Below are 22,866 nucleotides of genomic sequence, written 5' to 3' on the forward strand. Positions count from 1 at the left end.
CCCCCGCCCCCGGCCCCCCGCCCGCTCCCCGTGCGCCTGCTGTGCGCCCGCGAGTCTGTGGAAGGCTACCCGGGCCCCTGTCACTTCCCTTGCCGAACAGGCGAGTTGAGGAGCCAGCATGCCGCATGGACACGGCCCGCAGGACGACCGGCACTCCGGCCACAGCGATCCCTCCCTGTACCGCACGCCCGCCGAGGCGATCGCCGCGCCACCGGAGAAGCTCGCCTACGTGGCGGGCTTCGACCGGTCGGCGCAGCGGCCGGACGCGCTGATCACCGTCGACACCGATCCGGAGTCGGCGAGCTACGGGCGTGTGCTCAACTTCACCGACATGCCCGGGGTCGGCGACGAGCTGCACCACTTCGGCTGGAACGCCTGCTCCAGCGCGCTCGCGCACGCCGGCCACCACGACGCCGAGCGGCGCTACCTGCTGCTGCCGGGCCTGCGCTCCTCACGGCTGCACGTCCTGGACACCCGGCCGGACCCGGTGCGCCCGGCGCTGGTGAAGACGGTGACCCCGGAGGAGCTGGCGGCCAGAGCCGGCTACTCGCGCCCGCACACCCTGCACTGCGGGCCGGACGGCGTCTTCCTGTCCTGCCTGGGCGCGGCGGCCGGCGGCGACGGCCCCGGCGGGGTCGCGCTGCTCGACCACACCACCTTCGACGTGCTGCGTCCCTGGGAGACCGAGCGCGGCCCGCAGAACTTCGCCTACGACGTGTGGTGGCACCTGGGCACCAACGTGGGCGTCACCAGTGAGTGGGGCACGCCGTGGATGGTCGAGGACGGGGTGGTGCCGGAGCTGCTGCTGGGCCGCAAGTACGGGCACGCGCTGCACTTCTGGGAGCTGGACTCCGGGCGGCACCTGCAGCGCGTCGACCTGGGCGACCAGTACCAGATGGTGCTGGAGCTGCGCCCGGCCCACGACCCGCAGGCCGAGTGGGGGTTCGCCGGGGTGGTCACCAACGTCGAGGACCTCTCGGCCTCGGTCTGGCTCTGGTACCGGGACGGCGCGGCGTTCACCGCGCGCAAGGTGATCGAGATCCCCGCCGAGCCGGCCAAGGCCGAGGACCTGCCGCCGGTCCTGCAGCCGTTCGGCGCGGTGCCGCCGCTGGTCACCGACATCAACCTGTCGGTCGACGACCGCTGGCTGTACGTCTCCGCCTGGGGCACCGGCGAGCTGCTGCAGTACGACGTGGCGGACCCGTTCCACCCCCGCCTGACCGCCTCCGTGCGGCTCGGCGGGGTGACCGCCCGCACCCCCCACCCGGCCGAGCCGGACCGCCCGTTGAGCGGCGCGCCGCAGATGGTCGAGATCAGCCGGGACGGACGGCGGGTGTACCTCACCAACTCGCTGTACGGGTCGTGGGACGACCAGTTCTACCCGGACGGCATCGAGCCGTGGATCGTCAAGCTGGACGCCGACCCGGAGCGGGGCGGGCTCGCCGTGGATCCGCGGTTCTTCCCGCACGGCGAGGAGTTCCGCGGGCTGCGGGTGCACCAGACGCACCTGGCGGGCGGGGACGCGTCCTCGGACTCCTACTGCTACCGGTAGGCGGCCGGCGGGTTCCGGGGCACCGGCCCGGTGGCGCGCTCAGAGGCGGCTGAGCACCGGGTCGTGGTGGATCCGGGTGGACGGCAGGCCGGAGGCGACCAGCCGGGTGCGGACCTCGTCGACCAGGCCCGCCGGGCCGCTGACGCAGGCCAGGTGCTGGGACCAGTCGCCGGCCCGGCTGACCGCCTCGGCCAGCCGGCCGCCCGGGCCCGAGGGGCCGTCGGCGGCGTCGTCGGCGACCGGGATCAGCTCCAACCAGGGCTTGCGGCCACCGAGTTCGGCGAGGGCCGACCAGTCGTAGAGGTCGGCCCGGGCCCGGGCCCCGACGAACAGGTGGACCCGGCGGCCGCGCGGGCGGTGCTCCACCAGCTCCTCGACGATCGCCTTCATCGGGGCGAGCCCGGTGCCTCCGGCGACCAGCAGGAGGTCCCGGGTGTCGTCCTGCGGCATCAGCGTGCCGCGCGGCGGGCCGAGCCGCAGCCGGTCGCCGACCGCGGTGTGCTCGACCAGCGCCGCGCTCACCCCGCCCGGCCCGGTGCGGCGGACGTGGAACTCCAGCTCGTTGTCGGCGCGCGGCGCGCAGCCCATCGAGTACTGCCGCCAGGTGTGCGGCAGCGCCGGGTGCTCGACGCTCCCGTACTGCCCGGCCCGGTAGGGGTACGGCTCACCGGTGCGCACCCGCAGCACCGCGAGGTCGGCGCGGCGTCGCTCGTGGCCGACGACCGTGGCGTGCCAGTACGGGGGCTCGGTGAGCGCCGACTCCGCGCCCGCCACCATCGACCGGACGGCGAAGCGCAGCATGCGCACCCAGGCGTCCTCCGGCTCGGCGCTCCACCCCGCGCCGGCCCGGTACCGGAGCGCCTCGCAGAGCGCCTCCTCGAAGGCCTCGTAGTGGACCGGACGGACGCCCAGCTTGCGGTGGTCGCGGCCGAGCTGGGCGAGCGTGGCGGAGAGCCGGTCGGGGTCGTGCAGATGCTCGATCAGGTACTCGAACATCCGCTCCAGGTGGACCTGCTGGAACTCCATGGACTCCGGGAACAGCGCGCGCAGGAAGGGGCGGCGGCGGAACATGAACGTGTAGAGGCGGTCGATCAGGTCGGCGAACGGGGCGACCAGACCGAGGCTGCCGAGGATCAGCCGCTGGTCGGCCGCGCCGTCGTGGCCCCTGGCGTACCCGTCGGCGCCCTGGCGGGCCTCGGGACGGGGGCCGCCGTCGGGCGCGCCGCCCGGGCCGGCCGGCGCTGCGGCGAAGGACGGCGCCGGCGCCAGGATCTGCCGGCGCAGGCGCATGGCGTGGTGGCGCGCGATCAACCGGTCGTACTCGGCGGTGCTGGTGGTGGTGTCCAGGTCCATGGAAGCGAAGCCTAATCACCTGTCAGACACCGTCCCGACGGCGGCTGTTCACCGTTCGGACAGCCGCCGGCCCGGTTCCGGGCAGGGGGTGGCCAAACCGTGGACAGGCCCAGTAAACGGCCCCGTGCGCCGGTCCGGACAGGGCCGGTGGTCCCTGGTCGACCGGGACCACCGGACCGGGTCGCGTCCCATGAAGAGGACCACCGACCTGTCGACGAACCGGCAGGTGGCACGGCGCCCCGTCCCCGGCGCTCTCCCGTCGCCGGGGGCGGGGCGCCGCTCCCGGGCCCCGTCGGGCCGGCGCGGGAGCGGGCCGGTCGCGGCGGCGCCGGACGCGGGGTCTGCGTCGGCGCCGGCCGCGACCGCCTCAGACGCCGGCCGGGTCGGCGGCCTTCCTGCCGCTCTGGCCCCGGCGCAGCAGGCGGCGGCGCGGGGGCTGGTCGGGGAGCCAGCCGAAGGTGAGGCAGCTGCCGATCACGCCGCAGAGCATGCCGATCAGGAAGCCCCCCAGGTTGGAGGTGAGCCAGCTGCCGAGCGACGCCAGCACGGCGAGGACCGAGTAGAACAGCCGCTGGGCCGGGTTGAACAGGACCAGCAGACCGCAGAGGACCATCACCGTCGGGACGAGGTAGCCGGACAGCCCCTGGAGCCCGATGTGCAGGACGACGGGCAGCGGGGCGCGCAGGGTGAAGAGGATCTCCGCGCCGCCGGACAGGATCAGCACTCCGCCCCAGAACGGCCGCCGGCCCCGCCAGCCGCGCCAGGCGGGGCGGGTCCGGGCGACGGTGGCCGGCCCGGCCTGGGTCTGGACGCCGGCCTGGACCTCGGCCCGGGCCGGTGGCTCGGGCACGGGGACGACCTCGGGCACGGCCTCGGGCTCGGGCGTCGGCTCGGGTTCGGCCACCGTCAGCAGCCCTCGGAACTGAAGCTCAGCCGCAGGTTGGGCAGTTTGAAGGCACCGGCGGTGGTGGCGTAGTTGTGCTGCCGCAGGTTCTTGATCTTGACGGTGTCGGCCTGCTGCCCGAAGACGCCGGGCAGGCCCCTGACGCCGGCCTTGGTGAAGGTGCTCGCGTCGCCGCCGATCTCGATGTTGGTGAACTCGGCGTCACCGGTGAGCAGGTCGGAGTCGGTGGTGAGGTCGGTGGCGGTCACCGGCGTCCCGGCGTCGCCGGCCTTGATCAGCAGGTTGATGCCGCCGAGTTCGACGCTCTGGCAGAGCTTGGTGAGCGAGGCCTCCTTGATCGCGGAGACCGCGACCAGCACCTGCCCGCCGGTGTCCCCGGCGTTGGGGCTGTTCTCGATCATGCGGTCCAGGCTGCCGAACTGCTCGAATCCCTTGCCGTCCAGGCTGTCGGCGGTGACGGTGAACGCCATGCCGGAGATCTCGAACTGCGCGGCGAGCACGCCCTGCGCGGTCAGGGTCATCAGCACGGCGCCGGCCGCGACGGCCGGCACGGCCATCAGCGCGGTGCGCTTCAGCCGGACCCGGCCTCTGCGCTGCGCGGGCGCCGCCGCGGTGGTGCTCTCGGTGCTCGGGGCTGCGTCCTCGGACGTGGCCATGTGTGCTCCCTCGGGTGGTGGGGACGGGCAGTCACTGGCACGTTGCCCTGGCGCGGACAGCGTTCTGCGGCACGACCGGGAGGGACCGCCCCTCGGCAGCGGGGCGGACCGGTCGGGCCGCAAGGGGTAACTGGGAAGCTACTGCCCGGTATTGAGGAGGTCAATACGGGTGCACGAAGGATCATCGTCCGCTTCTCCCGCGCGGCGGCCCGCCCTCCCCGAGAGGCAGGCCCTACGGCATGACCTCCAGCTCCAGGCGGCGCGCGGCCTCGGCCGGCCCGAGGAAGGAGGCCAGGCAGAACAGGCTCAAGGTCGGCAGCAGGTCCGGGAGTTCGGCGGTGCGACCGGCACCGATGCGGCGCTGCAGGGCGCAGTAGACGCCACCGACCACCGCGTCGACCATCGCCTCCGCCGCCACCCCGGCCGGGAGTTCGGGCACCTCGGCGAAGAACGCCCGGAACCGGGTGAGGAGTTGATCGCGCTCCCGGCGCCCGGCCGGGCCGACCGCGTCCAGCTCGATCACCGCCATGGTCGCGAAGGCCGGCACCCCGGCCAGCAGCCCGAGCATCGCCCGCAGCGAGTCACGGATCCCGGTGCACCAGTCCGGCGCCGCCGCGAAGGCCGCCGCCATCCGCCGGATCACCACCCCGGTGCCGTAGCGGTGGGCGGCCAGGAAGGCGTCCTCCTTGCCGGTGAACAGCTCGTAGAAGACCGGCCTGGTCACCCCGGCCGCGCGGCAGATGTCGCTGACCGTGGCACGCTGGTAGCCGTGCTGCGCCACGGTGAGCACCAGGCCGTCGAGCAGCCGCTCGCGCTGGGTCGCGGCGACCACCCCCGGTGGCAGCCGGCTCGGGCCGCGTTTGATCGACCGGGCCGGGTCGCGACCGGTGCGAGCGCCGGGCAGCAGGGCGGTTTCGGCGTTCCGACGGGTTTCCGGTCTCATCCGCCAACTCCTGTGCTTCTTCTTGACACTGACGCGACGTCCGGTTTACAACACTGGCGGGTTTCCAATTCGCGGCGGACGCCGCCGGAAGCCCGCACGCGTTCCGACTGCTCAGTATGGCGAACGCATGCCCGGCGGTGGCAGCCGCCGACGTGCACCCCGCACCGAACGCACCTTCCCGCCCCACCCCCGCTCCGTCTCCGCACCATCCCGCCGTACTCAGCCGTACTCGACCGCGGCCGGCCCCGGCCGGCCGTGAGCGGTCGATCCCGGCCGTGCCGTACCCGCCGCACAGCGTCGTGCCGCCGGTACCGCCGCCCGTACGGGCGGGCCCGTGGCGCCGGGCCCGCCGAGTCGCCGTCCGCGGCGCCCCACCCCGCACCACCCCGTCGCGGTCACGCCGCGGCCGACACCGCCGCGCGCACCCCCGCCGACCGCACGGCCCCCACCCGACTCGCCCGGAGAGGCACACCCTCATGCGCATCCGCCGTACCCTCGGAACCGCAGCCCTCGCCGCCGCCGCGATGCTGGCCGCCGGCACCGTCGCCCCCGCCCAGGCCGCCGACGCCCCGGCCGCCGCCCCCGTCGCCGTGCTCACCCACACCGCGCTCGCCGGACCGAACGTCTCCGTCGGCGATGTGCTGACCGCCGACCTGGTGAGCGGCACCACCGCCAACTTCTTCTCCAGCGCCACCGGAACGAGCGGCATCAAGTGCGCCACCTCCTCGTTCTCCGCGACCGTCCTCAGCAACCCCGCCGCCCCGGGCACGGCCACCGAGTCCCTCAACACCCAGACCTTCAGCAACTGCACCGCGAACGTGGTCGGCGTGACCGGGGTGAAGAGCATCACCGTCAACAACCTCGCCTACACCAACTCGGTCAGCGACGCCACGGGCTACCCGGTCTGGCTCAACACGGGCTCCGGCGGCGGACCGGTGCAGACGACCGTGGTGCTCAACACCGTCCTCGGCCCCATCACCTGCGTCTACCAGAGCGCCTCCGGCCTCACCGGCAGCACCAACAACGTCGGCCAGACCATCAGCTTCGTCAGCCAGCCGCTGCCGAAGTCCTCCGGCCCGAGCACCTGCTTCGCGACCGGCTACTTCACCTCGACCTACGGCCCGGTCCGCGACATCTCGGTGCCCGGGAGCCCGGCCGTCTTCGTCAACTGACACCCCCGCGGCGCCGGTGACCGCGCCCGGCCGGCGGCCCCGTGCCGCCGACCGGGCGCCATGCGTGCCGGCCGGACCCCGCCGTACCGCGCCGTGCGCCGCCGCGTCCGAGGATGCCCGGGACAGCGAAGTGACCCACCGGTAGGGTGCTGCCCACGGACACCGGACGACGGGGATGTGGGGCACGCATGGGCGCCGAGGGCACGCGGTTCTTCGAGTCGGTGGCCGATACGGCCGCCCGGCTGGCCGAGGCGGGCTACCTCGCCTCCACCGAGGTGGCGACCGCCGTCTTCCTCGCCGACCGGCTCGGCAAGCCGCTGCTCGTCGAGGGACCGGCCGGCGTCGGCAAGACCGAGCTGGCCAAGGCCGTCGCCGCCACCGGCCGCGCCCGGCTGGTCCGGCTCCAGTGCTACGAGGGCATCGACGAGGCCCGCGCCCTCTACGAGTGGAACCACGCCAAGCAGTTGCTGCGGATCACCGCCGGGCGCGACGAGGGCTGGGACGCGGCCCGCACCGACATCTTCGGCGAGGAGTTCCTGCTCACCCGGCCGCTGCTGACCGCCATCCGCGGCGACGAGCCGACCGTGCTGCTCATCGACGAGATGGACAAGGCCGACGTCGAGGTCGAGGCCCTGCTGCTCGAGGTGCTCGGCGACTTCCAGGTCACCGTGCCCGAGCTGGGCACCATCACGGCGAGCCGCCGCCCGTTCGTCCTGCTCACCTCCAATGCCACCCGGGAGCTCTCCGAGGCACTGCGCCGTCGCTGCCTGTTCCTCCACCTCGGCTACCCGGAGGCGGAGCTGGAGCGCCGGATCGTCCGGCAGCGGGTCCCCGGCCTGGACGCGGCGCTGGCCGAGTCGCTGGTCCGGGTGGTCGGCGCGCTGCGGGCGATGGAGCTGCGCAAGGCCCCCTCGGTGGCCGAGACGGTCGACTGGGCCCGCACCCTGCTGGCCCTCGGCGCCGACACCCTCGACGAAACGGTCGTGCGCGCCACCCTCGGGGTGGTGCTCAAGCACCAGGACGACGTGCTGAAGGCCGCGCAGAAGCTCACCCTCGCATGACCGTCCCCGCGCAGGCCGGCGACGGCGCCGCGGCGGCCCCCGGCGCCCCGACCGCCGACCTCGCCGCCCGGCTGACCGGCTTCGTGCGTGCGCTGCGCACCCACGGCCTGCGGATCGGGCCCGCCGAGACGGTCGACGCCGCCGCCGTCCTGGACGTCCTCGGCCTCGCCGACCGTGAGCAGGTCAGGGCCGGGCTGGCCGCCGCCCTGCTCCGCTCGGACGGGCAGCGCGCGGTCTTCGACGCCGCCTTCGACCTCTTCTTCCCGCTCGGCGTCGGCGATCCGGAGGCCGTCCGCCGGGCCGCCGACCCGGCCCCGGCCGACCCGACGGCCCCGGACCCGACGGCCCTGGACCCCGCCGCGCTGCGCGAGGACCTCAGGGAGCGGCTCGCGGCCGCCCTCGCCGCCGACGACTGGGCAGCCCAGGCCCGGCTGGCGGGCGAGGCGGTGGCCGCGTTCGGCCGGTACGGCACCGCCGGCGGTTCCGGCCGGCCCGGCAGTGACGGCTGGTCGGCCCACCAGACCCTCGGCCGGCTCGCCCCCGAGACCCTGCTGGCCAGGGTGCTGGCGGCGCTGCGCGCGGGTGCCGGCGGCACCGACGGTCTCGACGACCACCTCCTCCCGGACGAGATCCGCCGCCGCGTCCAGGACTTCCGCGCCATGGTCGCCACCGAGGCCCGACGGCGGGCGGCCGAGGTGCGCGGCACCGAGCACATCGCCGAACGCGCCGTCGCGCCCAGCCTCGACCGGATCGACTTCCTCGCGGCCGGCCGCGACCAGCTCGCCGAACTCCGGCGCACCGTGCACCCGTTGGCCCGGAAGCTGGCCACCCGGCTGGCCGCGCGCCGACGCCGGGCCGCACGCGGGCACATCGACCTGCGCCGCACCCTGCGCCGCTCGCTGTCCACCGGCGGTGTCCCGCTGCGCCCGGCCCACCGGCTGCGCCGCCCGGCCCGGCCCGAGCTCGTCCTGCTCTGCGACGTGTCCGGCTCGGTGGCGGGCTTCTCCGACTTCACCCTGCTGCTGGTCCAGGCGATGCGCGACCAGTTCAGCAGGATCCGGGTGTTCGCCTTCGTCAACCGCACCGCCGAGGTGACGGACCTGCTCACCCGCGGTGGCGGCGACCCGGCCGCCCTGGCCCGGCGGATCCTCACCGAGGCCAAGGTGACGGGCTACCACGGCAACAGCGACTACGGCTCGGCGCTGCGCGAGTTCGCCGACCGGCACCTGGACGCCGTGGGCCCGCGGACCAGCGTGCTGATCCTCGGCGACGCCCGCAACAACCACCGGGATCCCGACCTGCCCGCCCTCGGGCTCATCGCCGCCCGCGCCCACCGGGTCCACTGGCTCAATCCGGAACAGCCCGCACTCTGGGGCACCGGCGACTCGGCCGCCCCCGTCTACGCCGGGGTCGTCGAGATGCACTGCTGCCGCAACGCCCGCCGGCTGGGCGAGTTCATCGCCCGCCTCCTCCCGGTCTGAGCGCCCGCGTGCCGACCGCAGCCGTCACCGCATTCGACGAGGGAGCCGCCATGGCACCGGACGAAGTTCCCGACTGGTTCTGGGCGGCCCTGGAAGCGACCCGACCGCGGCTGTCCGCTCTGGAATCGTGGCTGGAGTCCCGGCCCCGGGAGGTCCTCGAAGCCTTCGCGCTCGCGTTCGAGGCCGCCGCGGACGCGCTGGCCGACTTCTCGGACGGCGTGCGGGTCGACGGGTTCGGCTGGTCCGAGGACGACACCGAGGACCTGTGCCTGTGGATCGTCGGTCAGGGCCGCGGGTTCTGGGAGTCGGTGCTCGCGGGGGAACGGTCGCTGGAGGAGGCCGCGCAGCTGTACCTGGGCCGTGTTCCGCCGTCCGCCGGGCAGGTCGTACCGTGGGACGAGGAGGTCACGAACCCGGAGCACCGGGGCTACCAGTCCCCCGGCACCATCGTCCACGGCGTCTACCGCACCCGATTCTCCGAGGTGCTCGACGAACGGCCGGCGAAGGGCTGAGGAAGCCCCCGGCCCGCCCGGACGGGACAGACGGGGGGGTGAGCGGGATGGACGGGGTGGGCGGGGGACCGCGAGGACCGGCCCCCGGCCACCGGGTGGGCCTCAGCCGTCCAGGTGCCGCAGGAAGTCCAGCAGCGCGGCGGTGACCTCGGCCGGGCTCTCCTGCTGCGTCCAGTGCCCGACCCCCGGGAGGGTCACGTGCCGGTGCAGCTTGGGCGCCAGGTGCTGCAGCAGCAGGTCCATCGCCTCCTCCGGGATCTGGGAGGTGACCATGTCCCGGTCCCCCTTCACATAGAGGGCGGGGACCTCCACGGGCAGCCCGGCGAGCCCGGCGAGCAGCTCGTTGTTCCGGTCGATGTTGCGGTACCAGTTGAGGCCGCCGGTGAAGGCCCGCTCGCCGTGCTCGGCGTAGTCGGCGACGAAGGCCTCGACGTCCGCCTCGGACAGCCAGTCGGGCAGCTTCTCCGGCTCGACGAGACCGTCCAGCAGGGTCTGGCCCTCGCCGACCACCCAGGCCTGCGAGCCCTCGCCGCGCGGGCGGTCGCCCGAGCCGGTGTGGAACAGCCGGCGGAAGGTCGCGTGCGGGTCCCGGAGGAGTTCGGCGTCGGCGACGCCGGGGCGCTGGAAGTAGACCTGGTAGAAGCCCTCGCCGAACCGCTCCCTGGCCTGCTCCAGCGGCGGCGGGCCGAGGGTCGGCAGCGGCGGGACGCTGAGCCCGGCCACGCCGCGCACCAGGTCGGGACGGAGGGTCGCGGTGGTCCAGGCGACCGGGGCGCCCCAGTCGTGGCCGACCAGCACCGCCCGCTCCTCGCCGAGCGCGCGGATCAGCGCGGTGACGTCGCCGACCAGGTGCAGCAAGGTGTAGGCGTCGACCCGCTCGGGCTGCTCGCTGCGGGCGTAGCCGCGCTGGTCGACGGCGACCACCCGGTAGCCGGCCTCGGCGAGCGGCGCGAACTGGTGCCGCCAGGCGTACCAGCTCTCCGGGAAGCCGTGCAGCAGCAGGACCAGCGGCCCCTCCCCCTGCTCGGCGACGTGCAGCCGGACGCCGTTCGCCTCGACGTGACGGTGCGCGATCCGTCCGTATGCCTGTTTGGTCATGCCGGCCTCCTTGTCGACGACTCGTCAACCCGTCGAACGGGCCACGCCCGACCGTTCGTTCCCTCCCCGGTCCGCCGGGGCCACGCGGGCCGGGGCTCAGTCGCGGCCGTCGCCCAGGCGGTCCAGCAGGGCGGTGCCGAGGGCGAGCAGAACACCAAGACCGATCATCACAAAGTAACCCTCTGTCTGGTGGTCGGCGGGAACCAGGAAGCGGACGAAGCCGAACACCCGCAGGCCCCACAGGTGGTCGGCCAGCAGGCCGCTGATCCCGCCGACGACCAGGACGAAGCTCACGAAGCCGAGGAAGTTCTTCATGGTCACGACGTTAGGGAGCCGGGTCCGGGGCGGGATCCGACTTTCGGCGCGACCGGGCTCCACCAAAGTCGCGCGTGCGGAGCGCGGGCACGGCGGCGAGCGCCGGGGCGGCGGCGAGAGCGAAGCAGAGCGGCAGCGGCAGGTGGCCGACCAGCAGGCCCACGGTCGCGCCGCCGGTGGCCGACCCGGCGTTGACGGCGGTGTTCACCCAGGCACCGGCGCGGGTGCGGGCGTCGGGGGCGACCGCCTCGTCCGCCACCAGGTAGGAGGTGGTGAGGGCGGGCGAGACGAAGAGCCCGGCGAGCGCGACGGCCGCGCCGAGCAGCAGCAGGTTGGGCGCGAGCCCGGCGGCGGCCAGCGCCACGCCGAGACCGGCCGTGAACAGCGGCAGCCGGACGGCGTTCGGCAGCGGACGGTCCAGCGCGCCGAGCCCGAGGCCGCCGACCGCACTGCCCACCGAGAGCGCGGCCAGCACCCAGCCCACCGCCTCCGGCCGCCCCTGCTGCTCGGCGAAGGCGACCACCATGAGGTCCAGCGCGCCCAGCGCCAGCCCGGTCACGGCCGCCGCGAGCACAGCGCTGCGCAGCGCCCGCCCGCCGCCGAGCCGCCCGGCGCGCCGCCCTCGCCCACCGCCGGCCGCCCCGTCCGCACCGGCCTGCCGCTCCTCCCGATCGCCGCCCCGGGGGTGCGGCGCCGCGAGCGGCGAGGCGACCAGCAGCAGGGCTCCGGTGAGCAGCAGGGCGGCGCCCGCGACGACGGCGCCGGCGGGGCCGACCAGCGGCAGCAGCAGGCCGACCAGCAGCGGTCCGCTGACGAAGAGCAGTTCCTCGGCGACCCCGTCGAGGCTGTAGGCGCGCCGGAGCAGGTCCGGGTCGGGCAGCAGCCGGCGCCAGAGCGTGCGCATCACCGGGCCGAGCGGCGGGGTGCAGGCCCCCGCGGCGACGACCAGCGCCGCGAGCGCCGCCGGTGCGGTGCCGGGCCGCGCGGTGGCGGCGGCCACGGCGAGCAGCAGCGCGCTGTACAGCACGGCCATCGGCGGCAGCGCCCGCCGGGGGCCGTGGCGGTCGACCAGTGCGGCCCTGACCGGGGAGAGGAGGACGCTGGCGAGGCCGAACAGGGCCATCGCCGCACCCGCGGCGGAGTAGGAGCCGGTGGCGTCGCGGACGGCGAGCAGCAGGGCGAGCGGGACCACGCCGTAGGACAGGCGGCCGAGCAGCGCCGCGCCGAAGGTGCGGCCGGCGTGCGGGGCGCGGAGCACGGCGCGGTAGCCGGGGCGCGCGGAGCGGGCGCGCGAAGGCGCGGAGGCGGAGGAGGGCATGGGAACGTTCCTCGGTGAGAACCGGGCGGCGGGCGGGGAACGCCCGGCGGCGCGCCGGAGGTGTGCGGGGACACCGGAGGACCGCGCCGACGGCGGTGCGGTCGGGGCGCGGTCGCGACGGGGCCGGCTACACACAGGGAACGAACATGGCCCGTACCGTACCAGCCCGGTCCGACGGAGCGGGGCCCGAGGACCGGGCGGCGGGCGGGGCCCGGACGGAGCAGCGGGCCGGGCGGGGCGGCGGTCGCCCGGGTACGTTCGCCGTGTGCAGCAGAGGCCACCCCACGTCAGCAGGCGCACCCGGGCCGGGAGACCGGCGGCGGCCGGCGCGGTCGCGGCACTGCTCCTCGCGGCCGGTGCGCCCGCCGCCGCCACGCCTGCCCCCTCCCCCGCGCCTTCCCCCGCCCCCGCTCCCGCTCCCGCGGGCGTTCCCCGAGCGGCGCAGGACGCGGCGTCGGTGATCGGCGGCGAGCGGCTGGGGCGCCCGACCGTCCAGCTGGCGCCCCGCCCCGGGGCTCCGGAGCTGCCCGCCGGGCTGACCGGACGCTCCTGGCTGGTCGCCGACGCCGCGACCGGCGAGGTGCTGGCGGCCCGCGACGCGCACCTCCCGCTGCCGCCCGCCAGCACGCTCAAGATGCTGTTCGCGGACACCGTGATGCCCAAGTTCGACCGCTCCCTGGAGCACCGGGTGACCTCGGCCGAGCTGGCCGGGGTGGGGTCCGGCAGCAGCCTGGTCGGGATCAAGGAGAACCTGTCCTACCGCGTCGAGGACCTCTGGCGCGGGGTCTTCCTCGCCTCCGGCAACGACGCCGTGCACGTCCTCTCGCACATGAACGGCGGGCTGGCGCGCACGGTCACGCAGATGCAGGAGCGGGCGATCGCCCTGCAGGCCCGGGACACCAGGGTGGTCTCCCCGGACGGCTACGACCAGGACGGCCAGGTCTCCTCGGCGTACGACCTGACGCTGTTCGCCCGGGCCGGGCTGCGCAACCCGGACTTCCGCGGCTACTGCGCGACCCGCACCGCGTTGTTCCCCGGCGGGCTCGACCTGACGACCGGGCAGCGGACCGCCTTCGACATCGCCAACACCGACCGGCTGCTGGGCAAGTACCCCGGGCTGATCGGGGTGAAGAACGGTTACACCACCAACGCGGGCGCCACCTTCACCGGCGCGGCCGAACGCGGCGGCCGGACGCTGCTGGTGACCGTGATGCACCCGGAGCAGCAGTCCAAGGTGTACGACGAGGCGGCGGCGCTGCTGGACTGGGGCTTCGCGGCGGCCGGGAAGGTCGAACCGGTCGGCACCCTGGTGGACGAGGAGCAGGAGACCGGCGGGTCCGCCCCGGCCGTGGCGACCGAGGAGCCGGCCACCGCGGTGCTGCCGCAGGCCGTCCGGGCGGCCGATCACGCGCTGGGCCCGGCGGGGTGGACGGCGGCGGTCCTCTGCGGGGCACTGGCGCTCTGGGCGGCGGCCCGGATCCGCGTCCGCCGGCGGCCGCACGCGCGGACCGCCGGGGCCGTCCGGCCCCCGGTGCCGCTCGGTGCTCCCGTCGTGCCCCCGCGGCCGCCGTACGCCCCGCATGTCGCCGCCGCCCCGTACGGCAGCGCAGCCCGGTACGGCACCGCCCCCCGGCGCGGCGCCGCCGGCCGGCTCGGTGCCACCGCGGTGGGCGGGTCCACGGCGGTGGGCGCCGGGGGCCGCCGCCGGCTGGCCCGCCGCGCCCGGATCCTGGCCCGCTCCGCCCGGACCCGGCTCGCCTCGGGCACCTCCCGACGGCCATCGTGAGCAGGCCCCGGTCCGCGCCCTAGAATGCCCGGCATGAGCGCCGCCACCCCCCACCCCGACCCGCACCGGCAGAAGCGGCTCGAACGCCTCGTCAGCCTCTCCGCCGGCAGCTATCTGCTGGTCACCACCTTCAAGAAGGACGGCACCGCGGTGCCGACGCCGGTGTGGGTGGTTCGCGACGGCGAGGCGCTCGGCATCTGGACCGTCGCCGACTCCTGGAAGGTCAAGCGGATCCGCAACCGCCCGGACGTCCTGGTCGGGCCCTGCGACGTGCGCGGCAATCCGACCGGCGATTCCGTCCCGGCCACCGCCGAGATCCTCGGGCCCGAGCGCACCGCCGCCTACCGGACGCTGCTGCGGCAGAAGTACGGCCTGGTCGGTGTTGTCACCCTGTTCGGCAGCCGGCTGCGGCGCGGCGATCACGGCACCGTCGGCATCCGGCTCACCCTCACCGACGACCGGCCCGCCGAGGACCGACCCACCGACGACCGGCCCACCGACGACCGGCCCGCCGAAGGCTGATCCGCCGACGGCTGACGGCCGCGGGGCCGTCCGCACCCGTCACTCCTGGCACACCCACCGCACTCGCCCCGTCCGGTACATGTCAGCCAAAACGTTCTTCCGTTGTACGCCTGGCCGTCCGCCAGAGCGCGCGGTATGGCAACGGTGACGCTGCTACAACACACAGCGCCCCACCAACAACCGTTCGCGCGTCAGGAGGACGCCCCATGCGGCGAACCGATCGAGTCCGGCTCCGTGCACTGGCGGTGGCATCGGCCGCCGCCGTCGTGGGAGCACTCACGGCCCTGCCGGCCGGCACCGCGAACGCGGTGTCGCCGGACATCGTGATCAGCCAGGTGTACGGCGGTGGCGGCAACTCCGGTGCCCCGTACGCCAATGACTTCATCGAGCTGTACAACCGCGGCACCGCGCCGGTCCCGGTCACCGGCTGGACCGTCCAGTACGCCTCGGCCGCCGGCTCGTCCTGGGCGAAGACCACGCTGTCGGGCACCATCGCCCCCGGCAAGTACTACCTGGTGCAGGAGGCGGCCGGCGCCGGGACCGGGGCCGCGCTGCCGGCACCCGACGCCACCGGCACGATCGCCATGGGCGCCAACGCCGGCAAGGTCGCGCTGGTCACCAACTCCACCGCGCTGACCTGTTCCACCGGCTGCGCCACCCAGGCCGGGGTGAAGGACTTCGTCGGCTACGGCACGACCGCGAGCTCGGCCGAGGGCTCGCCGACCGGCAACCTCGCCAACGCCACCGCCGCGCTGCGGGCGGGCGGCGGCACCACCGACACCGACAACAACGCGGCCGACTTCGCCGTCACCGCACCCACCCCGCGCAACTCCTCCTCCACCGGCGGCGGGACGGGCGGCGGCGCCCGCATCCACGACATCCAGGGCGCCGCCCGCACCTCCCCGCTGGCCGGCCAGGCGGTCAGCGCCGTCCCCGGTGTCGTCACGGCGGTCGGCCCGAGCGGCTACTGGTTCCAGGACCCGCAGCCCGACGCCGACCCGGCCACCAGCGAGGCGGTCTACGTCTACACCGCGGGCGCGCCCGGCGTGGCCGTCGGCGACTCGGTCAAGGTCGGCGGCACGGTGAGCGAGTACCGCCCGGGCGGCACCGGCGGCACCACCAACCTCACCGTCACCGAGCTCACCGCGCCCACCACCAGCGTGCTCGCGCACAACGTCGCGCTGCCCGCCGCCACCGTGGTCGGCGCGGGCGGCCGGATCCCGCCCGCGTCGGTGATCTCCAGCGTCACCACGGGCGACGTCGAAACCGCCGGCGGCTTCCAGCCGGCCACCGACGGCCTGGACTTCTGGGAGTCCCTGGAGGGCATGCGGGTCCAGCTGAACGACGCCGCCGTGGTCGGCCCGACCAGCTCCTTCGGCGAGATCCCGGTCGTCCCGCAGGGCTCGACCACCCGCACCAACCGCGGCGGCATCCTGCTGCAGGCCACCGACGGCAACCCCGAGCGGGTGCTGCTGGACGACGTGCTCGCCCCTACGCCGGCCGCCAACGTGGGCGACACCCTCTCCGGCGCCACCGTCGGCGTGCTCGACTACTCCTTCGGCAACTTCAAGCTGCTGGTCACCGCGACCCCGACGGTCGCCTCCGGCGGTCTGACGGCCGAGACCACCGCCGCCCCGGCCGCCGGCGAGCTCGCCACGGCGACCTTCAACGTCGAGAACCTCGCGCCGAGCGACCCGCAGAGCAAGTTCGACGGCCTCGCCGCAGCTGTCGTCAACAACCTCCGCTCGCCCGACCTGGTCGCCCTGGAGGAGATCCAGGACAACTCCGGCGCGACCGACGACGGCGTGGTCGCCGCCGACCAGACCGTGGCCAAGCTGGTCGCCGCGATCAGCGCGGCCGGCGGCCCGGCCTACTCGTACCGTCAGATCAACCCGGTGAACGACCAGGACGGCGGTCAGCCCGGCGGCAACATCCGCCAGGTCTTCCTCTACCGCACCGACCGCGGCCTGAGCTTCACCGACCGCCCCGGCGCCGGCTCCACCACGGCCGACTCGATCGTCAACAACGCCGGTACGCCCGCCCTCGCCTACTCCCCCGGCCGGATCGACCCGACCAACTCGGCCTTCAACTCCAGCCGCAAGCCGCTCGCGGGCGAGTTCCGCTGGAACGGCCGCCCGGTCTTCGTGATCGCCAACCACTTCAACTCCAAGGGCGGCGACCAGCCCCTCTTCGGCCGCTACCAGCAGCCGTCGCGCCCCTCCGAGACCCAGCGGCACGCGCAGGCCACCGTGGTGAAGTCGTTCACCGACCAGATCCTCGCGGTCGACCCGAACGCCGCGGTCATCGTCCTCGGCGACCTCAACGACTTCGAGTTCTCCCAGACCGCCGACCTGCTCACCGCGGGCGGCTCGCTGGTCGACCTCCCCCGCACCCTCCCCCTCGCCGAGCGCTACACCTACGTCTACGAGGGCAACTCCCAGGTGCTGGACCACATCCTCATCTCGCCCGCCCTCGCGGCGAAGGCGTACAGCTACGACATCGTGCACCTCAACAGCGAGTTCGCCACCCAGCTGAGCGACCACGACCCGCAGGTCGTCCGCATCCCGCTGCCGTAGCGCCTCCCCCGGTTCCACCGATCCGCTGCCCCGGCGTCACCTCCCCGACGCCGGGGCAGCGCCGTACCCCGAGGCCGGAACGGTCCGATTGCTTGCGTACAATCTCATCGCAATCCGATCACACCATCAGGTCACCACACATCGCGGCTGCGCCGACGCCGACGGCACGGCCCGTTCCTCTGGGGGACATTCGTGCAGGAAATGGTCAAGGGCGCCAACGTCGGACTCGCGACGCTGAGCGAGAGCACCGACGCCGTCACGGTGATCCTGGGGTGGAGCAGCCCCGGGGGCGACGGGGACGCGGACGTCTCGGTGCTCCTCCTGACCGCCGACGGCAAGGTCCGGGGCAACGCCGACTTCTTCTTCTACAACAGCCCCACCGCCGAGGACGGCAGCGTCGAGCTGCTCGGCCAGAGCCCGACCGAGACCGGTACCGAGGACCGCATCCAGCTGGACCTCACCGCCGTGCCCGCCGACATCGAGCGCCTGGTGATCGCCGCGAGCCGGCCCAACCGCGCGCCCTTCGGTCAACTGGACGACCTCCGGCTCGAACTGGCCGACCTCGGCGGCGAGCGGCTGCTGGGCTTCTCCATCACCGACGCCGACACGGAGAGCGCCTTCGTCTTCGGCGAGATCTACCGCCGCCACCAGGAGTGGAAGTTCCGCGCCGTCGGCCAGGGCTACGACACCGGACTCGCCGGGCTGGCCACCGACTTCGGCATCGAGATCGAGGACGACGAGACCGAGGACGTCGAGAACGCGGACGTCGAGGCGGAGGCTGCGGAGGCGGAAGCCGTCGGGACCGGGACCCCCGGGAACGGGAGCGACGACGGCCGGGCCGACGAGGACCGGGCCGCCCCGATGACCAAGCCGCCGCTGGACACCCCGGCCCCCGCGCCCGCCCCCGCGCCCGAAACCGGGCCCGCCCCGGCCGCCGAGGACGCCCCCGTCTCCGCCCCCAAGCGCCTGCGCACGGCCAAGAAGAAGGTCACCCTCCCCAAGGCCGCCAAGCCCTCGCTCGCCGAGAACGACACCTGGCGCACCGCCCGGCTCTTCCCGGCCACCTCGCTGAAGAGCGACCGCGAGCGCGAGGTCCGCGCCACCTCCGTCCTGCTCTCCGTGATGGCCCAGGTGCCGGAGTTCGGCCGTCGCCTCACCGCCGCGTTCGGCGCCCCCGCCGGCCGCACCGAGACCTTCACCGAGGTCTCGCTCCCGCACGGGGAGACGCCGAAGCGGCCCGACGGCGTGATCCGCGTCGAGCGCGCCGGGCGGCTCTGGACGGCGCTCGTCGAGAGCAAGACCAACGGCAACCCGCTGAAGACCGAGCAGGTCCAGGACTACATGGACATCGCCGCCCGGCGCGGCTACGAGGCCGTCATCACCGTCTCCAACGACGTGGCCCTCGACGGGAGCCCGCTCGTCCAGGTCAAGATCGACGGCCGGCGCAAGCACAAGGTGCTGCTCGGCCACCTCTCCTGGGCCGAGGTCGCCTACCAGGCGAAGATGCTGATCCGGCACGAGGGCGTGGGAAACCCCGCGCACGCCTGGCTGCTCCAGGAGCTGCTGCACTACCTGCAGCACGAGAACTCGGGCTGCCACGGCTTCCAGAACATGGGCCCGGCCTGGGTCCCGGTCCGCAAGGCCATCGACGAGGAGACCCTCACCGCCGGGGACGAGCGCGCCACCCAGGTGGTGGAGAGCTGGGAGCGGCTGATCCGCCAGGTGTGCTTCCAGCTCGGCGGCGAACTCGGCGTCAAGGTGCTGCCCGTCCAGCGGGCCCGGCGCGGCGAGGACGCCGGGGCGCGGCGGGCGGCGCTGGCCGACCGGCTCTGCGAGGACGGCCGGCTGAACGCGGAGATCCGGGTCGATGGTGCCGCCGGCACCATCGCCATCGCGGCCGACCTGCGGGTCGGCAAGCTGCGGACCTCGACCGAGATCCCGGCCCCCGAGCAGGGCTACCCGCTGAGCTGGGTCAAGCGGCTGGTCCGGCAGCTCGGCGAGGCCCCGGCCGACCTGCACGTCGAGACCCTCACCGACGGCGAGGCGGCCGGCCCCCGGGGCACCCTGGAGAAGCTGCGGCCCGAGCCGGGCGACCTGCTGCCGAAGGACTCCTCGCGGATCACCGGCTTCCGGCTCTCGCTGTCCAAGAGCATGGGGAGCACCCGGGGCAACGCCGAGAGCGGGTTCATCCGCAGTGTGGACGCCGCCGTCGAGCGGTTCCACTCGGGCGTCCTGGTCCACCTCGACCAGCGGGCCGGCCGGCGGGCGCAGTGAGCCGGTAGGCGGAGGACCTCGGCGGGCCGGGGCGGGTGCGGGAGACCGTGCCCGCCCCGGCCCTTGCCGTGTCCGCGACGGGCACGGGGTGGGGGTATGTGATTCGGGTCATACAGGGGTGTTCGGGAACTCCACGGGTCGGTGGGACGACTGGTGGGGGGTGAGTGGGATGTCGCCGGGTAGCCGGCCGTTGAGTGTGCTGGCGGGGTTCGCCCTGCTGCTGGTGGTGGTGTTCGTGGTGGCCTTCGCGGTGGGGCGCGGGGCCGGGCCGGTGACGCCCGGGCTGACGCCCGGCGGCGGAGGCGGCGCCAAACCCGGGATGGGCCACGACATGGGAGCGGGCCGGTGACGTCCGTGACGGAGAGCGCGGGGAGCGGGGCGGGCAGCGGGGACACCGGCGCCCTCGTGAGCACCGATCTGGCGGTCGGCGGGATGACCTGCGCCGCCTGTGTCAGCCGCGTGGAGAAGCGGCTGGCCCGGATCGAGGGCGTGACCGCCGGGGTGAACCTGGCCACCGGGCGGGCGCGGGTGCTGCACCCGGCCGCGGTGGGCCTGGACGAACTGGTCGCGGCGGTCGAACGGGCCGGGTACACGGCCGAGTCGGTCCCCGACGGGGTGCCGCCGTCCGGTCCGGAGGCGGAGGACGCCGGGGACCGGTGGCGGCTGCTGGTGACGGCCCTGCTGGCCGTACCGGTGGTGGTGCTGTCGATGGTGCCCTCGCTGCAGTTCCCGGCCTGGCAGTGGGTCTGCTTCGGGCTGGCGCTGCCGGTGGTGAGCTGGGGTTCCGCCCCGTTCCACCGCCGGGCCCTGCAGGGCCTGCGGCACGCCGCGGCGACCATGGACACCCTGGTGAGCCTCGGGGTGGTCGCCTCGTTCGGCTGGTCCGCGTACGCGCTGCTGTTCGGCGGGGCGGGCGAGATCGGCATGCGGATGCCGTTCTCGCTGACCGCGGACGGCGGCGGCACCGCGCACGTCTACCTGGAGGCGGCCGTCGGGGTGCCGCTGTTCGTCCTGGCCGGGCGGCTGCTGGAGGGCCGGGTGCGGCGGCGCAGCGGTTCGGCGCTGCGGGCGCTGGCCGAGCTGGGCGCGAAGGAGGTCTGCGTCCGTGATCCGCGCAGCGGCGAGGAGCGGCTGCTGCCGATCGAACGGCTGCTGCCCGGGCAGGAGTTCGTGGTCCGGCCGGGCGAGCGGGTGGCCACCGACGGAGTGGTCGTGGAGGGCGGTTCGGCGCTGGACCTGAGCCTGCTGACCGGCGAGTCGGTGCCGGTGGAGGTCGGGCCGGGCGACCAGGTCGCGGGCGCCACGGTGAACGTCGGCGGGGCGCTGGTGGTGCGGGCGACGGCGGTCGGCGCGGACACCCAACTGGCCCGGATCACCGCCCTGGTGGCGGACGCCCAGGCCGGCAAGGCACGGGCGCAGCGGCTCGCGGACACGGTCGCCGGGGTGTTCGTGCCCTGTGTGCTGACGGTGGCGGTCTGCGTGCTGGGCTTCTGGCTGGGCGCGGGCGCCGACCCGCAGGCGGCGGTGACGGCCGCGGTCGCCGTGCTGGTGGTGGCCTGCCCGTGCGCGTTGGGCCTGGCCACGCCGACCGCGCTGCTGGCGGCGACCGGGCGCGGCGCCGAGCTGGGCGTGCTGGTGCGCGGCCCGGAGGTGCTGGAGAGCCTGCGCCGGGTCGACACCGTGGTGCTGGACAAGACGGGCACGCTGACCACGGGCCGGATGGAGCTGGCGGCGGTCGCCGTGGCCGTCGGCGCGGGGGTCGACGAGGACCGGGTGCTGCGGCTCGCGGGAGCCGTCGAGCACCGCTCGGAGCACCCGATCGGGCGAGCCGTCGTGGGGGCGGCCCGGGCCCGGTGCGGCTCCGAGCCCCTTCCGGCGGTGGCCGGTTTCGCGGCCACCGCCGGAGTCGGGGTGTCCGGCGAGGTCGAGGGCCACCCTGTGCGGGTGGTCCGGCCGGACGACGCCGACGGGCCGCTGCCGGAGGAGCTGGAGCGGGCGCTGGCGGACGCCTCGGCGGCGGGCCGCACGCCGGTGGTGGTCGAGCTGGACGGGCGGCCGGTGGCCGTCCTGGCGGTCGGCGACACGCTGCGCTCGGGCAGCTGGCGCGCGCTGCACCGGCTGCGCGGCATGGGCCTGGAGCCGGTGCTGCTGACCGGGGACGGGCCGGGCGCGGCGCGGGCGGTGGCGGCGGAGCTGGGCATCGAGCGGGTGCACGCCTCGGCCTCGCCGGAGCGCAAGGCCGAGGTGGTCGCGGAGCTGCGGGCCGCCGGGCGGACCACGGCGGTGGTCGGCGACGGTGTCAACGACGCCGTCGCGCTGGCCTCCGCGGACCTCGGGGTGGCGCTCGCCTCGGGCAGTGACGCGGCGATCGGCGCGGCCGGGCTGACGCTGGTGCGCGGGGACATCGAGGCGGTGGTGGACGCGGTCCGGCTGGCCCGGCGCACCCTGGCCACGATCCGGGTCAACCTGCTCTGGGCGTTCGGGTACAACGTGGTGCTGATCCCGCTGGCGGCGGTGGGGCTGCTGAACCCGATGCTGGCGGCGGTAGCGATGTCGCTGAGTTCCCTGCTGGTGGTGGGCAACAGCCTGCGGCTGCGGACGTGGCGGCCCGGGCGGGGCGCCACGGACGGGCGCGGCGGCGGGGCGGGTGACGGCGGTCCCGGCGGCGGCCCGGCGGGCGCGGCGCGGCGGCCGGCCCGGGCGCGGCGTTCGGCGGGTGCGGCGTGGTGAGCGGGCGGACGTCGGAGCGGCTGCGGACGTCGGAGCGGCTGCGGGCGGCGGGACGGTCGGGTGCGGCCGAGCGGCTGCGGGTGGTCGGGCCGCCGGTGGCCGCCGCCGCGGTGGCGCTCGCGCTGCTCTCGGGGTGGACGGCGATCGGCGGGGCCGGCACGGCCCGCCCGGTCGAGGTGGAGCCGGGCTGGCTGCTGCTGCCCTCGGCGGGCGGGGCACCGGCCACCGCCGCCTTCTTCACGGTCCGCAACCCCGGCGACATACCCGACGAACTCACCGCGGCGAGCTGGGAGTTCGGCGGCAAGGTGACGCTGAAGCGGCATCTGCACCAGGGCGCCTCGGGCCGCTGGGCGCCGGCCGCGACCCTGCCGGTGCCGGAGCGCGGAGAGCTGGCGATGTCCCCGGAGGACGCCGATCTGATGATCACCAATCCACCCCCGCTGAAGGTCGGGCAGTGGGTGGAGTTCACCCTCAGCTTCCGCAACAGCCCGCAGCTGCGGGTCAAGGCGGAGGTCCTGCCGCCCGGCGGGCGACGCGGCAGCGGCTGAGCCGCCCGCCGGGCCGGTGGCCCGGGCGGGGGCGCGGGGCCAGCCAGACCGGCCCCCCCCCCCCC

At 75.2% G+C, this 22,866-nt stretch carries 19 protein-coding genes; 12 read left to right on the forward strand and 7 right to left on the reverse strand.

Features of this window, described 5'->3' with window-relative positions; all coding sequences use genetic code 11:
- Positions 1-118: 118 nt before the first annotated feature.
- Complete coding sequence (locus ABZW10_RS37635; protein ID WP_355375874.1) at positions 119-1,552, forward strand: selenium-binding protein SBP56-related protein; 1,434 nt, start codon at positions 119-121, stop codon at positions 1,550-1,552.
- A 39-nt stretch (positions 1,553-1,591) separates the two neighbouring features.
- On the opposite strand, the gene ABZW10_RS37640 is transcribed toward ABZW10_RS37635, so the two are convergent.
- From ABZW10_RS37640 to ABZW10_RS37655, 4 genes are all read right to left on the reverse strand, one after another.
- Positions 1,592-2,905, reverse strand: a complete 1,314-nt coding sequence (locus ABZW10_RS37640) for a globin domain-containing protein (protein ID WP_355375877.1) — start codon at positions 2,903-2,905, stop codon at positions 1,592-1,594.
- Positions 2,906-3,272: 367 nt separating this feature from the next.
- Positions 3,273-3,809 (reverse strand): DUF6114 domain-containing protein, encoded by a 537-nt coding sequence (locus ABZW10_RS37645; RefSeq protein ID WP_355375880.1) that lies wholly within the window; start codon positions 3,807-3,809, stop codon positions 3,273-3,275.
- A gap of 2 nt (positions 3,810-3,811) precedes the next feature.
- The gene (locus ABZW10_RS37650) at positions 3,812-4,465 is read right to left on the reverse strand and encodes a DUF6230 family protein (protein ID WP_355375883.1); all 654 of its coding nucleotides are present in this window, start codon (positions 4,463-4,465) and stop codon (positions 3,812-3,814) included.
- 232 nt (positions 4,466-4,697) lie between these two features.
- A complete protein-coding gene (locus ABZW10_RS37655) occupies positions 4,698-5,408 on the reverse strand; it encodes a helix-turn-helix domain-containing protein (RefSeq protein WP_355375886.1) in 711 nt (236 codons plus the stop codon).
- Between the two features lie 476 nt (positions 5,409-5,884).
- Here ABZW10_RS37655 and ABZW10_RS37660 point away from each other — a divergent pair, with 476 nt between their 5' ends.
- The 4 genes from ABZW10_RS37660 (at position 5,885) to ABZW10_RS37675 (ending at position 9,634) form a co-directional block, all read left to right on the forward strand.
- Entirely contained in the window at positions 5,885-6,580 is a 696-nt protein-coding gene (locus ABZW10_RS37660; protein ID WP_355375889.1) for a Tat pathway signal sequence domain protein, read from the forward strand.
- A 188-nt stretch (positions 6,581-6,768) separates the two neighbouring features.
- Positions 6,769-7,641: a MoxR family ATPase gene (locus ABZW10_RS37665; protein ID WP_355375892.1), complete on the forward strand. Its 873-nt coding sequence runs from the start codon at positions 6,769-6,771 to the stop codon at positions 7,639-7,641.
- The gene (locus tag ABZW10_RS37670) at positions 7,638-9,122 is read left to right on the forward strand and encodes a VWA domain-containing protein (RefSeq protein WP_355375895.1); all 1,485 of its coding nucleotides are present in this window, start codon (positions 7,638-7,640) and stop codon (positions 9,120-9,122) included. Before ABZW10_RS37665 ends, ABZW10_RS37670 begins: the two co-directional genes overlap by 4 nt.
- Positions 9,123-9,172: 50 nt before the next feature.
- Positions 9,173-9,634, forward strand: a complete 462-nt coding sequence (locus ABZW10_RS37675; RefSeq protein ID WP_355375898.1) for a hypothetical protein — start codon at positions 9,173-9,175, stop codon at positions 9,632-9,634.
- Positions 9,635-9,736: 102 nt separating this feature from the next.
- Here ABZW10_RS37675 and ABZW10_RS37680 read toward each other — a convergent pair whose 3' ends face one another.
- The 3 genes from ABZW10_RS37680 to ABZW10_RS37690 all read right to left on the reverse strand — a co-directional run bounded on the left by ABZW10_RS37680 (position 9,737) and on the right by ABZW10_RS37690 (position 12,365).
- On the reverse strand, positions 9,737-10,732 hold the full coding sequence (locus tag ABZW10_RS37680) for an alpha/beta hydrolase (RefSeq protein ID WP_355375900.1): 996 nt from the start codon (positions 10,730-10,732) through the stop codon (positions 9,737-9,739).
- A 96-nt stretch (positions 10,733-10,828) separates the two neighbouring features.
- Positions 10,829-11,047 carry a hypothetical protein gene (locus ABZW10_RS37685; protein WP_355375903.1) on the reverse strand — a complete coding sequence of 73 codons (219 nt, stop codon included), beginning with the start codon at positions 11,045-11,047 and terminating at the stop codon, positions 10,829-10,831.
- 10 nt (positions 11,048-11,057) lie between these two features.
- On the reverse strand, positions 11,058-12,365 hold the full coding sequence (locus ABZW10_RS37690) for an MFS transporter (protein WP_355375906.1): 1,308 nt from the start codon (positions 12,363-12,365) through the stop codon (positions 11,058-11,060).
- A gap of 265 nt (positions 12,366-12,630) precedes the next feature.
- Between ABZW10_RS37690 and ABZW10_RS37695 the strand changes: the two genes are divergently transcribed.
- The 7 genes from ABZW10_RS37695 to ABZW10_RS37725 all read left to right on the forward strand — a co-directional run bounded on the left by ABZW10_RS37695 (position 12,631) and on the right by ABZW10_RS37725 (position 22,801).
- On the forward strand, positions 12,631-14,151 hold the full coding sequence (locus tag ABZW10_RS37695; RefSeq protein WP_355375909.1) for a D-alanyl-D-alanine carboxypeptidase: 1,521 nt from the start codon (positions 12,631-12,633) through the stop codon (positions 14,149-14,151).
- Positions 14,152-14,184: 33 nt separating this feature from the next.
- Positions 14,185-14,673, forward strand: a complete 489-nt coding sequence (locus ABZW10_RS37700) for a PPOX class F420-dependent oxidoreductase (protein ID WP_355375912.1) — start codon at positions 14,185-14,187, stop codon at positions 14,671-14,673.
- A gap of 206 nt (positions 14,674-14,879) precedes the next feature.
- The gene (locus ABZW10_RS37705; protein ID WP_355375915.1) at positions 14,880-17,249 is read left to right on the forward strand and encodes a lamin tail domain-containing protein; all 2,370 of its coding nucleotides are present in this window, start codon (positions 14,880-14,882) and stop codon (positions 17,247-17,249) included.
- Positions 17,250-17,450: 201 nt separating this feature from the next.
- Positions 17,451-19,523: a TerD family protein gene (locus tag ABZW10_RS37710; RefSeq protein WP_355375924.1), complete on the forward strand. Its 2,073-nt coding sequence runs from the start codon at positions 17,451-17,453 to the stop codon at positions 19,521-19,523.
- Positions 19,524-19,692: 169 nt separating this feature from the next.
- Positions 19,693-19,872: a hypothetical protein gene (locus tag ABZW10_RS37715; protein WP_355375918.1), complete on the forward strand. Its 180-nt coding sequence runs from the start codon at positions 19,693-19,695 to the stop codon at positions 19,870-19,872.
- Positions 19,873-19,877: 5 nt separating this feature from the next.
- Entirely contained in the window at positions 19,878-22,253 is a 2,376-nt protein-coding gene (locus ABZW10_RS37720; protein WP_355375927.1) for a heavy metal translocating P-type ATPase, read from the forward strand.
- Complete coding sequence (locus tag ABZW10_RS37725; RefSeq protein WP_355375921.1) at positions 22,250-22,801, forward strand: copper chaperone PCu(A)C; 552 nt, start codon at positions 22,250-22,252, stop codon at positions 22,799-22,801. The genes ABZW10_RS37720 and ABZW10_RS37725 overlap by 4 nt, the downstream gene beginning before the upstream one ends.
- Positions 22,802-22,866 lie beyond the last annotated feature (65 nt).

Origin of the sequence: Kitasatospora sp. NPDC004723 (assembly GCF_040609255.1) — a bacterium.
Lineage (GTDB): Bacteria > Actinomycetota > Actinomycetes > Streptomycetales > Streptomycetaceae > Kitasatospora.